At 65.9% G+C, this 11,959-nt stretch carries 10 protein-coding genes and 1 tRNA gene; 6 read left to right on the forward strand and 5 right to left on the reverse strand.

Going from position 1 to position 11,959, the window contains the following annotated elements:
- The first annotated feature begins 21 nt into the window (after positions 1–21).
- From CSW57_RS05735 to CSW57_RS05750, 4 genes are all read left to right on the forward strand, one after another.
- Entirely contained in the window at positions 22–831 is an 810-nt protein-coding gene (locus tag CSW57_RS05735; protein ID WP_099381791.1) for an SDR family oxidoreductase, read from the forward strand.
- Between the two features lie 63 nt (positions 832–894).
- Positions 895–966: transfer RNA gene (locus tag CSW57_RS05740), tRNA-Gln, on the forward strand.
- Positions 967–1,032: 66 nt separating this feature from the next.
- Positions 1,033–1,929 carry a DUF5995 family protein gene (locus CSW57_RS05745; protein WP_223249055.1) on the forward strand — a complete coding sequence of 299 codons (897 nt, stop codon included), beginning with the start codon at positions 1,033–1,035 and terminating at the stop codon, positions 1,927–1,929.
- A 57-nt stretch (positions 1,930–1,986) separates the two neighbouring features.
- On the forward strand, positions 1,987–2,658 hold the full coding sequence (locus CSW57_RS05750; protein WP_370623913.1) for a TetR family transcriptional regulator: 672 nt from the start codon (positions 1,987–1,989) through the stop codon (positions 2,656–2,658).
- A gap of 29 nt (positions 2,659–2,687) precedes the next feature.
- Here the strand turns inward: CSW57_RS05750 and CSW57_RS05755 are convergent, their stop codons facing one another.
- From CSW57_RS05755 to CSW57_RS05765, 3 genes are read right to left on the reverse strand one after another with little or no spacing between them, the layout of a single operon-like run.
- Positions 2,688–3,470: a dioxygenase family protein gene (locus CSW57_RS05755; protein WP_099381792.1), complete on the reverse strand. Its 783-nt coding sequence runs from the start codon at positions 3,468–3,470 to the stop codon at positions 2,688–2,690.
- Between the two features lie 50 nt (positions 3,471–3,520).
- A complete protein-coding gene (locus CSW57_RS05760; RefSeq protein WP_099381793.1) occupies positions 3,521–4,045 on the reverse strand; it encodes a GNAT family N-acetyltransferase in 525 nt (174 codons plus the stop codon).
- Positions 4,042–4,935, reverse strand: a complete 894-nt coding sequence (locus CSW57_RS05765; protein ID WP_099381794.1) for an oxidoreductase — start codon at positions 4,933–4,935, stop codon at positions 4,042–4,044. The genes CSW57_RS05760 and CSW57_RS05765 overlap by 4 nt, the downstream gene beginning before the upstream one ends.
- A 187-nt stretch (positions 4,936–5,122) precedes the next feature.
- Here CSW57_RS05765 and mfd point away from each other — a divergent pair, with 187 nt between their 5' ends.
- Both mfd and CSW57_RS05775 read left to right on the forward strand, forming a co-directional pair.
- Positions 5,123–8,710, forward strand: a complete 3,588-nt coding sequence (mfd, locus tag CSW57_RS05770; RefSeq protein WP_099382093.1) for a transcription-repair coupling factor — start codon at positions 5,123–5,125, stop codon at positions 8,708–8,710.
- Entirely contained in the window at positions 8,707–9,357 is a 651-nt protein-coding gene (locus CSW57_RS05775) for a MazG family protein (protein ID WP_370623914.1), read from the forward strand. Before mfd ends, CSW57_RS05775 begins: the two co-directional genes overlap by 4 nt.
- 68 nt (positions 9,358–9,425) lie before the next feature.
- Here CSW57_RS05775 and efeB read toward each other — a convergent pair whose 3' ends face one another.
- Together efeB and efeO are read right to left on the reverse strand one after the other, a co-directional pair.
- Positions 9,426–10,772 (reverse strand): iron uptake transporter deferrochelatase/peroxidase subunit, encoded by a 1,347-nt coding sequence (efeB, locus tag CSW57_RS05780; RefSeq protein WP_099381795.1) that lies wholly within the window; start codon positions 10,770–10,772, stop codon positions 9,426–9,428.
- Positions 10,772–11,953, reverse strand: coding sequence for an iron uptake system protein EfeO (gene efeO, locus CSW57_RS05785; RefSeq protein ID WP_099382095.1), 1,182 nt, complete (start codon positions 11,951–11,953; stop codon positions 10,772–10,774). Before efeO ends, efeB begins: the two co-directional genes overlap by 1 nt.
- Positions 11,954–11,959: the final 6 nt, after the last annotated feature.

The following is an 11,959-nucleotide window of genomic DNA, read 5'->3' on the forward strand; positions in this document are numbered from 1 at the left end:
TATCGACCGGGCAGCGCAGTGATGGTTCGGGCCGGCCGGGTGGACGAATCAGGTTTCTTCGACAAGGAGTTGTTTGTGAGCGAACAGAGAACGGCGATCGTGACCGGAGCGGCCCGCGGCATCGGCGCGGCGGTGGCCAAGCGTCTGGCGTCCGACGGCCTGGCGGTGGCAGTGCTGGACCTCGACGAGGGCAGTTGTGCCGACACCGTGAAGGCGATCACCGACGCCGGCGGCAAGGCGCTTGCCGTGGGCGCCGATGTCTCCGACGAGGACTCGGTGGCCGCCGCGGTCGAGCGTGTCGCGAGCGAACTCGGTGCCCCGACCGTCCTGATCAACAACGCCGGCATCACCCGCGACAACCTGCTCTTCAAGATGCCCGTCTCGGACTGGGACGCGGTCATGAACGTGCACTTGCGCGGAGCTTTCCTGATGTCGCGTGCGGTCCAGCAGCACATGGTCGGCGCCAAGTTCGGCCGGATCGTGAACCTCTCGAGCACCTCGGCGCAGGGCAACCGTGGCCAGGTCAACTACTCGGCAGCCAAGGCGGGCATGCAGGGCTTCACCAAGACCCTGGCCATCGAGCTGGGCAAGTTCGGCGTCACCGCCAATGCCATCGCCCCCGGATTCATCGAGACCGAGATGACCGCTGCGACGGCCGAACGCGTCGGCGTTCCCTTCGAGGACTTCAAGAAGGCCGCTGCTTCGCAGATCCCGGTCGCGCGGACCGGTGTGCCCGATGACATCGCCCACACGGCCTCGTTCTTCGTCAGCGAAGGTGCCGGTTTCGTGTCCGGACAGGTGATCTACGTCGCAGGCGGCCCCAAGGACTGAGCCGTGCGCAGTCCGGACCTGTTGCGCTCGGGGTCCGGACGCGTGGCACAATCGTGAGCGCAATCCGCCATGGTGTAATCGGCAACACTCCTGATTTTGGTTCAGGCATTCTAGGTTCGAGTCCTGGTGGCGGAGCAACATCGTCGGTCGCGATCGGCCCGTACGTGTTTGGCCCGAGGGGAACGGGGCACATATCTAGCCATGATGAGACGAATTGCCGGTTCTGTCGCTGCAGTGGTCGCCTTCACAACGCTGGTTGTGCCGTTAGGTGCCGGAACGGCGTCGGCTGTCGCCGCGCAAGCATGTGGAAAGACGTTGTCGGACAGTCAGATGCACACGATCATCGACAGGTCCGACACCACAGAGCAGGAGGGTTCGACCCCGCTGGCGCGACTCGACGGGGCAATCGCCGACCTCGAGGTGATCACGAATGTCTTGGTAGAGCAGGGCGACCGGCGTGGACTGTTTGCTCTGGGCCTCTTCAGTGTCGAGCGCGACGCCGTCACGCCACTACAGCACAACAAGGATTCGTTCGAGCATCCGCGGTGGGCTCCGGTCATCAGCCTGGCGTTGCTCAACCGGTTTCTCGACGCGGTGCACGCAGAGTTCACCGGTACCGTCGTACCCGCTCAGTGGCGGCATTACTTCGACCTCACGCGGCAGTGCGGTGAGTCGCCCCCCCGGACGGCGATGGCCGGTTACAACGCGCACCTGACCGTGGACCTCGCCTACGCCGTCGCTGATGCGCAGACCACTGTCGCGCAGGCGAGAGACTTCTTCACCATCGTCGACACCATCGCGATCCATGCGGAGTCGATCGTCACCGAGACCCGAGCCGCCTACGGTCCGGCTGCGGACCTCGGGCCCCTGTTCCGCTTCTACTTCGTCGGCGAAGGCCTCGATCGACTGGCGGGGGCGGGTGTGGCCAGCGAACTGTTGTTGAGGGCGGCCGACGTCGGTTACAACGTGCTGACGTTCGGTAACGGCCTGGCGCTGCAGAATCCGGGTGCGGTCGAGGCGACCGAAGCCGACATCTGGGCGCTGTGGCAGACAGCCGATGTGGCTGTCGCGGCGCTGGCGGAGCTGGAACTGCTCTAGCCCCATCGGCTTATAGTGGGGCACGCGCACGCCCGGCAAGCAACAGGAGGGACCGAGGTGACCGTCGACCGTCCCGCCCCACACGAAGAGAAGGTGCAACGCGCTCCGCGAGCCCGCATGACGGGAACACAGCGGCGCCACCAGCTGATCGAGGTGGCCCGTGGACTGTTCGCCGAACGCGGTTTCGACTCGACCTCTGTCGAGGAGATCGCTCAGCGCGCAGGCGTCTCCAAACCTGTTGTGTACGAACATTTCGGCGGCAAAGAGGGGCTTTACGCCGTGGTGGTTGACCGCGAGATGGAAACCTTGTTGGGGATGATCACCTCCTCGCTCACCCAGAACCGGTCGAGGTTCCGGATACAGCAGGTCGCCTTGGCCTTGCTGACTTATATGGAAGACCGGACCGAGGGGTTTCGCATCCTGGTGCGCGGTACCCCCACAGCGGGCGAGACCGGTAAGTACTCGAGCTTGCTGACCGACGCCATCAGCCAGGTCGAGCATCTTCTGGCCAGTGATTTCCAGCGCCGCGACCGTGACCCGGCACTGGCGCCCCTGTACGCACAGGCCCTCGTGGGAATGGTGACCGTGACCGCCCAGTGGTGGCTCGACGTCCGTGAGCCGTCCAAGGAGGTGGTGGCCGCCCACCTGGTGAACCTCTGCTGGAACGGGTTGTCCCACTTGGAATCCGACCCACATCTCGTCGGTCCGGACTACACCGAGAAGGGTTAGCCCGAGGCTGCTTTTCTACTGCCGACTCGTCAGCTCAGCTGCAAGCTACGTTTGCTCAGACCCATCCAGAATCCGTCGATGATCTGCTGACCCTGCTGCTCCGGGTCGTCGCTCGCGCCCAGTGCCACGAACAGCGGCGACCAGTGCTCGACCGTCGGATGGGCGTACGGCATGCCCGGCGCCTCGGTCCGAAAACGCACCAGTGACTCCACGTCGCCCGCGGCGAATCGTTCTGCGGCCCAACTGTCGTACTCCCTCGACCAGGTGGGTGCAGGGGCGTCGGGGCGTGGGTCACGCAGGAACGGCAGCCCGTGTGTGGTGAATCCGGACCCGATGATGAGGACGCCCTGGTCGCGCAACGGGCGCAGTCGACGGCCGAGGTCGAGCAACTTCTCGGGGTCGAGTGTCGGCAACGAGACCTGCAAGACCGGGATCTGTGCCTCCGGATACATCACGGTCAGCGGCACATAGGCGCCGTGGTCGAGTCGGCGGTCAGTGTCGTGGTGGACTGCTTGTCCGTCGGGCATCAGCGCGGCGATCTGGGCGGCGAGGTCGACGGCCCCGGGTGCGTCGTAGCGTGCGCGATAGTAGTGCTCGGGGAAACCGCCGAAGTCGTAGGTCAGCGGCACGGTGGGGTCGGTCGAACCGATGGTCAGCGGAGCGGACTCCCAGTGCGCCGAGACGATCAGGATCGCCGACGGCCGGGGCAGATCGCCGGACCACGCACGGAGTTCGGAGACCCACCGGGTGTCATCCACCAACGGCGGCGCACCGTGGCTGAGGAACAAGGCGGGCATGCGCGACACAGACATGACAGTATCAACGCGGACCGCGGTCCGTTTAATCCCGGCGCTGGGGGTGTTCAGGTAGGTGGACCGTCCGATTCGTTCACGTCCAGCTGCATCTGCACGCAATCGACCCACGCGCCGTGTTTGTAGCCGATCCGCCGCAACCTGCCGACGTCGTAGAAACCGGCCTTGGTGTGCAGTGCGACGGAGCCCGTACCGGGCACGTCGGCGATCACCGCCACGATCCGTCGGATCGATGTTGATCGCACCGCGTCGAGAAGCCCGTTCATCAACGCGGTTCCATAGCCCTTCCCGGTGTGGTCGGGGCTGAGATAGATGGTGTTCTCCACCGTCCAGGCGTATGCCTGTTTGACGCGATACTGCGCCACGTACGCGAATCCGACCACCGCGCCGGTCTCGTCCGAGGCGACGACAAACGGCATCCGCTGGGCGTTCAGATCCGCACGCTTGGCTTTCCAATCGGCTGCGGACGGCGAGTCGTAGTCGAACGTGATCACCGTGTTCTCGACGTAGTGGCGGTAGATGTCGGCCACCGCAACACAATCCGGCGCGGTGGCCGGCCGGATCGACACACTCACAGACCGAACTCCGTGCCGGTCTCGCGCTCTGCGAACTCCCACAGCAGGCCGGCGGTCCGGAAGTCGCAGGCCTTCGGGGTGCGCCCGACCAGAACCGGATCGCCGCGCAGGCCGAATCGACCGTCGGGTCCGACATATGCCCCCGACGGCACATCGGGATTCATCGCATACAGCGTGACGGCCGCGCCCTGTTCTGGCGTGTTGGCGAGTACTGCGCCGGCGGCCTCGATCACTTTGTCCAGAGGTGCGATCCCGGTGACCCCGAGGATGCCGGTGGTGGCCCATCCGGGGTGGGCGATGGCAGTGGTGATACTCGAACCAGCCTTGCGCAAGCGACGATCGAGTTCGAGAGCCCACAACATGTCGGCCAACTTGGACTGGGAGTACGACGTGGGGCGTGTCCAGGTGCGGCGCTCAAAATGTGGATCGTCCAGGTTGATCTCACCTGTCTTGTGCGACGTGGATCCGACGACCACGACGCGCTCGGCGATCTGGGGCAGCAAGAGGTTGGTGAGCGCGAACGGTCCGAGGAAGTTGGTTCCGAGCGCCATCTCGAACCCGTCGACGGTGGTACGCCGCTCCGACGCCATCACGCCCGCATTGTTGACGAGGATGTCGAGCGGTCCGAGACCGTCCGCGCAGCGACGAACCGAGGACAGATCGGCGACATCGAGTTCGACGACCTCGGTGTGCGCGCCGCTGGTCTCGTCGGCGATCTGCTCGGCACGCTCCTTGCCGCGATCGAGATCGCGTACCGCCAGCACCACCTGGGCTCCGACACGCGCCAGTCCACGCGCGGTTTCCCATCCGATGCCGTTCGTGGCACCGGTGACGACAACACGCTTGCCGTCCATACGTGGCAGGTTGGCCACCGACCAGCGGGTTTTCATGCGGCCTAGCGTAACTGCCCGGACTCCGGCGACGAGGGTGTTGCCCGGGTTTCGTTTAGGGCCACGACGGTCCCGGCCCGGCGGGCCTTGTTCGCACCCGTAAACTGTTCGTGTGACTGGGCCCTCTGCTGCATTTTTCACGGGACAGCTGTCGGGTTTGGCGCAGATCGCGGCGTCGGACGTGGCCATGACCGGAGTGGTGGCCCAACTGGGAGCCCCGGAATCGGAGCTGGTGGGCCCACCCGCCGTCCGGCCGTTCCTGATCTCGGCAATGGCCGCGGCCTCCCCGGATCCCGTGCTCGTCGTCGCGGCAACCGGACGCGAAGCCGATGAGCTCACGGCCCAACTCCGGGACATGATCGGCAAGAGGGTCAGCAACTTCCCGTCGTGGGAGACGCTGCCACACGAGCGGTTGTCCCCGTCGGCGGACACCGTCGGCCAGCGGCTGCGAGTGCTGCATCGCCTTCGGCATCCCGAGGACAGCAGCTACGGCCCACCGTTGAGCGTGGTGGTCACCACCGTGCGTTCGCTGGTGCAGCCGATGGCCCCGGGACTCGGCGACCTCGACGCGATCACCCTGCGTGAGGGAGCGGAGGTCGACTTCGACGCACTGATCGAGAAATTGGTCGAACTCGCCTATGCCCGCGTCGACATGGTCGGCAAACGAGGCGAGTTCGCGGTACGCGGCGGCATCTTGGACGTGTTCCCGACCACCACCGATTACCCGGTGCGCGTGGAGTTCTGGGGCGACGAGATCACCGAGCAGCGGGCCTTCTCGGTTGCCGACCAGCGCAGTCAGCCCGAGGTGGACATGAAGGTCGTGCACATCCATCCTTGCCGGGAGCTGCTGCTGACCACCGGGGTCCGGACTCGTGCGGCAGAGCTGGCAGGAGAGATAGCCGGGACCGGCAACGATGTCGAGCGTAGTTCGACCGGTCCGCTGGTGGAGATGCTCACCAAGCTCTCCGACGGGATCGCGACCGAGGGCATGGAAGCGCTGATCCCCGCACTTGTCCCAGGACAGATGCAACTGCTCACCGAGGTGATGCCGGCGGGCACGCACGTGCTGGTCCTGGATCCCGAGAAGGTTCGTACCCGCGCCTCGGATCTCGCCCGCACCGGCGCCGAGTTCCTCGAGGCGTCGTGGACTGCTGCCGGTGGCGGGGCCGACGCCCCGATCGACCTGGGAGGCATCCTGCACCTGGAGGCCAGCGCATACCGGTCACTCGGCGAGGTCCACACGCAAACCGTCGAGGCCGAACGGCCGTGGTGGACGTTGAGTCCGATGGGGATGGGCACCGAAATCGCGGTCACGCCCGGGCCCGCACCGCGCGGAGACCGAGACGAACTCACCAAAACCTTTGCCTCCCTCCGTCTTCACATCGGCGCCGGGAATCGCGCTGCCGTGGTCGCGGCCGGCGCCGGAACAGCCGAGCGCCTGGTGGAACGACTGGGCGAGGCCGAGGTGGCGGCGCGGCTGGCAGAACCCGGCTCCGTTCCCGAGCCCGGCGTGGTGTCGGTGCTCCGAGGCGCGCTGACCTCGGGACTGGTACTGCCCGATGCGGGCCTGGTGGTCGCCACCGAAGCCGACCTCACCGGAGCGCGGGTGACCGGCGCCCAGGACGGGCGGCGACTTCCGGCCAAGCGACGCAACCAGGTCGACCCGCTGGCGTTGAACGCCGGCGACATGGTGGTGCACGATCAGCACGGCATCGGCAAGTTCGTCGAGATGATCGAGCGTACGATCGGCGGCGCGCGCCGCGAATACCTGGTCATCGAATACGCACCGAGCAAGCGTGGTCATCCCGGTGACAGACTCTTCGTCCCGATGGACTCGCTCGATCAGCTGTCGCGGTACGTCGGCGGTGAGGCGCCCTCGCTCTCGAAGCTCGGTGGGTCGGACTGGCAGAACACCAAACGCAAGGCGCGCAAGGCTGTTCGCGAGATCGCCGGCGAACTGGTGCAGCTGTATGCGGCCCGGCACGCCGCGCCCGGATACGCGTTTGCACCAGACACCCCGTGGCAGCGTGAGATGGAAGATGCCTTCGGGTTCACCGAGACCATCGATCAGCTCACCGTGATCGGCGAGGTCAAAGGCGACATGGAGCGGCCAGTCCCGATGGACCGTGTGGTGGTCGGCGATGTGGGCTACGGCAAGACCGAGATCGCCGTCCGCGCGGCGTTCAAGGCTGTGCAGAGTGGCAAGCAGGTTGCGGTGCTGGTGCCCACAACCATTCTCGCGCAACAGCATCTGCAGACTTTCACCGAACGCATGTCCGGGTTCCCGGTCACCGTGGCCGGCCTGTCCCGTTTCACCGACACCCGCGAATCACGCAAGGTCACCGACGGTCTCGCCGACGGGAGCATCGACATCGTGGTCGGCACCCACCGACTGTTGGCCTCTGGTGTTCGGTGGAAGGACCTCGGCCTGGTCGTGGTCGACGAAGAGCAGCGCTTCGGCGTCGAGCACAAGGAGCACATCAAGGCCCTGCGTACACACGTGGACGTGCTGACCATGTCCGCCACGCCGATTCCGCGAACGCTGGAGATGTCGATGGCCGGTATCCGCGAGATGTCGACCATCCTGACCCCGCCCGAGGAACGGCACCCGGTTCTCACGTATGTCGGCGCCTATCAGGCGAAGCAGGTCGCGGCCGCGATCCGGCGTGAGTTGCTGCGTGATGGTCAGGTGTTCTACGTGCACAACCGGGTGAGCACCATCGACAAGACCGCGGCGTCCATCAAGGAGATGGTGCCAGAGGCCAGGGTCGTGGTGGCACACGGCCAGATGGGCGAGGACCTTCTCGAGCGCACGGTCACGGGTTTCTGGGACCGCGAATACGACGTCCTGGTGTGTACCACCATCATCGAGACCGGTCTCGACATCTCGAATGCGAACACCCTCATCGTCGACCGCGCGGAAGTGCTCGGACTGTCGCAGCTACACCAGTTGCGTGGCCGCGTCGGTCGCAGCCGCGAACGCGGTTACGCGTATTTCCTGTACAACGGCGACAAGCCGCTCACCGAGACTGCCTACGAGCGGTTGTCGACCATCGCGCAGAACAACGAATTGGGCGCCGGCATGGCCGTCGCCCTCAAGGACCTCGAGTTGCGTGGCGCCGGAAACGTTTTGGGTGCCGAACAGTCCGGCCACGTCGCGGGGGTCGGGTTCGACCTCTACGTGCGACTCGTCGGCGAGGCGGTGGAGGCCTATCGGGCGGCCGCGGACGGCCGGCCGATCGCGACCGAAGAAGACCGCGAGGTGCGGATCGATCTGCCGGTGGACGCGCACATCCCGGTCGATTACGTCGATTCGGACCGGTTGCGCCTGGAGGCGTACCGCAAGTTCGCCGCCGCGGACTCTGCCGAGGAGATCGGTGGGGTGGTGGACGAACTGGTCGACCGTTACGGTCCGTTGCCCGAAGAGGTCGCACGGCTGGTGTCGGTGGCCAAGTTGCGGATGCTGGCGCGCGAACTCGGGGTCAAGGAGGTGGGTGTGGCCGGCAGTCAGATCAAGATCTCGCCGCTCAAACTCATGGATTCTCAACAGGTTCGGCTCAAACGCATCTACCCGAGCGTGGTCTATCGCGCGGCCACCGGTGTGGTCGGTCTGCCCATCCCACGTACCGGCGGAATCGGCAGCGACCGAGTCCGCGACGTCGAATTGGTGCAGGTGGTCGCCGACCTGCTGCTGGTTGTCGACGGTCGTACCCCGGGCTCGGTCAACATGCGTGCGGCCGTTCCCGCAGCCGCCGGCACGGCAGGTGGCCCGTGACCGAACAGCCCAGCGGCTGGGAGCTTCTCGCAGCTGTCGACCTGATGGACCGACTGCGCCGCGACGGGCCGTGGGAACGTGAGCAGACGCACGAGTCGCTGCGCCGGTACCTCGTCGAGGAGACCTACGAACTGCTCGACGCCATCGACTCCGGCGACCGCGACCACCTGCTCGAGGAATTGGGCGACATCTTGCTGCAGGTGCTGTTCCACGCTCGGATCGCGGCCGACCGGCCCGATGACCCGTTCGACATCGACGAGGTGGCACGGGCTTTCACCACAAAGATCTCGGCTCGCACCCAGGGTGTGCTCAGCGGGAACGAGATCGACCTGCAGACCCAACTCGAGGAATGGGAGACCCGAAAAGCGGCGGAGAAGGCCAGGGGTTCGGTACTCGACGGCATCGCCACCGGTCAGCCGGCCCTCGCGCTGGCGCAGAAGGTACTCGAACGCCTTGCCGCAGCCGATTTTCCGGACGACCTCGTTCCGGACGCCGTACGTTCTGTCCGGGTGTTTGCCGACGGGCCGAGCGTCGAGGACGGCCTGCGCGCTGCGGTCCTGCAGTTCATGGCCGACATCCGCGTCGCAGAGGCCGCAGGGCCCGGGCCGAGAACAGCGGAGTTCTGGCGCACCAACCTCCCCCGATGATGTGCCCTTTTGGCGAGCATTTCTGCAGGTGACGTCCGCCAAAACCGCACATCATCGGAGTGGTCGGGCTATTCGAAGAGGTGCTGACCCCAATATTCGCCCTCGCCGATGCCGGGTGGGCAGGCGAACAGTGCGCTGCCGGTGTGCATCAGATACTCCATCATCGCGTCCTTGGTGGAGAGCGCACGCTGCATGGGGACGAACTGCTTGTGCGCGTCGCGGCAGTAGGCGATGAAGAACAGGCCGGCGTCGAGGTGTCCGAAGCCGTCTGAACCGTCGGTGAAGTTGTAGCCGCGGCGCAGGATTCGCACGCCGTTCAAGTTGTTCGGATGTGCCAGGCGCACATGGGCATTGCGGGCGATGAGCGGGCCGCTGCCGTCGCCGATCGCAAAATCCGGATCGTCGAACTCGTCTACTTTGCCCAGAGGGGCACCGTTGCCCTTGAAGCGGCCGACGATCTGTTCCTGCTCCAGGAGCATCGCCCGGTCCCACGGCTCGATGTCCATCCGGATGCGCCGGGCCACCAGGTACGACCCTCCGGTCATCCACTGTGCGCCGGCGGGGTTGTCGCTCTCGGCCACCCAGACGTGCTCGTCGAGGGCCTTGGTGTCGGTGGCCTTGATGTTGGCTGTTCCATCCTTGAAGCCGAACATGTTCCGCGGCGTCGCCTGGGATGTGGTGGTCGACGACGTGCGGCCGAAACCGAGTTGCGACCATCGCACACTCACCACGCCGAACCCCATCCGTGCCAGGTTCCGGATTGCGTGCACCGCGACCTGTGGATCGTTCGAGCAGGCCTGCACGGCGATGTCACCGAAGCTGCGGGTGCGCTCGATGGCATCTGCGACAAACGGTGGGAGGTCAACCAGCGCAGCGGGTTTGCGGTCGGCGATGCCGAACCGGTCCACCCCGGCGGGATTGGATGCGCTCGGCCCGAACAGCCCTGGCCCGAAGCCGATGGTGAGCGTCAGCGATGCGGCGGACAGGCCGATGGCCTCGCCGGTGTCGGCTGGGGGCGTGTAGTCGCCCATGTCGAGGGCACCGCCTTCGACGGTGTCGAGACCGCGGGTCATCCGCTCGGCCGCGGCGGTCCAGCGTCGCAGCATGTCCACCAGCTCTTCTCGGGAGTCGGTGATCACGTCGAACGAGGCGAAGTGCAGGCGGTCCTGGGCCTCGGTGATGATGCCCGCCTGCCGCTCGCCGTAGAACGGGACGATGTGGGCGTTGGCGTCGGCCTGCGACTCGGCTGCGGTGGACCGTCCCACCGCAGCGCCGCCGACGGCCGCAGCTGCGACCGCACCCACGCCGGCAGCACCCAGCACCACCCGGCGGGTCACGCCGGAATGGTGTCGGGGCTGCTCGGACGGGGCGTCGGCCGGCTTGTCGGCGGCCCGCTTGTCGTCGGGTTCGTCCACTACTGACCCATCACGAGCCCCGGAACCAGGCTCAGGCTCTGCGACAGCGCATCGATCTGGTCGGAGAACGCCTTGCGTGCTTCTTCGGGCACCTGGTCGTACGACTTGTATCCGTCACCTTCGCGGTACTGCTCCACGGACTGCCGGACGGTGGCGAACTGTGCCGTGATCTTGTTCATCAGTTCGGGATTCTTGGCGGCGATGATGGGCTGCATCGCAGCGATGAGCGTCTCGGAACCATCGACGTTGGCTGCGAAATCCCACAGGTCGGTATGGCTGTAACGATCTTCCTCGCCACCGACCTTCGTGGCCGCGACCTCATCGATGAGCGCCTGCGGACCCTTGACGAAAGAGCCTGTCTCGAAGGTGAAGTCGGGCTTGTCGACCTCGGTCTTGAGCTCGTTCACGTTGGCCAGCAGTTCGTCCGCGGCCTTGTCTGCCTCGGTCTTGTTGTCTGTCTTCTGGGCGTTGTCGAAGTCGGCCTGGGTCACATCACCGGGGTTCTCGCCCACATCGGACTGCTGCGGCGGCCACAGGAAACGCTCGAGACGGTGGAAACCGGTGAACGGCTGGGCGCCGTCTTCGGTGTCATCCCACCGCATGTCGATTGCGGGGTCGAGGTCGGGGAACGATTCGGCAACCGGTTCGATCCGCTCATAGAACGTGCGGGTGAGGCCGAACTGCGACTTCGCGGCCTCCAGATCACCGGACTTCACGGCCTCGACGAAGGTGGCGGTCTGCGCGGCGAATCCGTTGACCTGCCCACGTACGTAGTCGAGGTAGCTGGCCTTGGCCTGTTCGACGTCGGCCGGGGCCTTGGCCTTCTCTTTCGCCTCCCCGGTGACCTCGAGTTGCTTGCGGATTCCGGTGCCCACCATGCCCGGTTTGCATGCCGTCTCGTACGTGCCGGGTTCGACGATCTCGACCGTCAGCTTGCCGGTCAGACCGGGACCGATGTTCTCGACCTCGCCGAGCACCCGATTGTTGTTGCCGTACACGTAGAACTCGGTGATCTTGTTGCCGTTGTTCGTCACGTTGAACGACACGTCGCCGGTCTGGGCGTCGGTGGCCGCGAGGTCGCAGCTCTCATCGGTGGAGGTCACCGCGATGTCACCTTCGGACGGCTCCGACTTGTCGGTGCATGCCGCGAGGAACACGGGGCCGGCGACCGCCGCGCACATGAGTGC

Source organism: Williamsia muralis, assembly GCF_002735905.1.
GTDB classification, from domain to species: domain Bacteria; phylum Actinomycetota; class Actinomycetes; order Mycobacteriales; family Mycobacteriaceae; genus Williamsia; species Williamsia muralis_A.

Excerpts from the sequence above, each read along its gene's own strand:
- CSW57_RS05735 (WP_099381791.1), top strand. The coding sequence starts at position 22 with ATGGTTCGGGCCGGCCGGGTGGACGAATCAGGTTTCTTCGACAAGGAG.
- CSW57_RS05745 (WP_223249055.1), top strand. The coding sequence starts at position 1,033 with ATGATGAGACGAATTGCCGGTTCTGTCGCTGCAGTGGTCGCCTTCACA.
- CSW57_RS05755 (WP_099381792.1), bottom strand. The coding sequence starts at position 3,470 with ATGTCTGTGTCGCGCATGCCCGCCTTGTTCCTCAGCCACGGTGCGCCG.
- CSW57_RS05765 (WP_099381794.1), bottom strand. The coding sequence starts at position 4,935 with ATGAAAACCCGCTGGTCGGTGGCCAACCTGCCACGTATGGACGGCAAG.
- mfd (WP_099382093.1), top strand. The coding sequence starts at position 5,123 with ATGACCGGAGTGGTGGCCCAACTGGGAGCCCCGGAATCGGAGCTGGTG.
- efeO (WP_099382095.1), bottom strand. The coding sequence starts at position 11,953 with ATGTGCGCGGCGGTCGCCGGCCCCGTGTTCCTCGCGGCATGCACCGAC.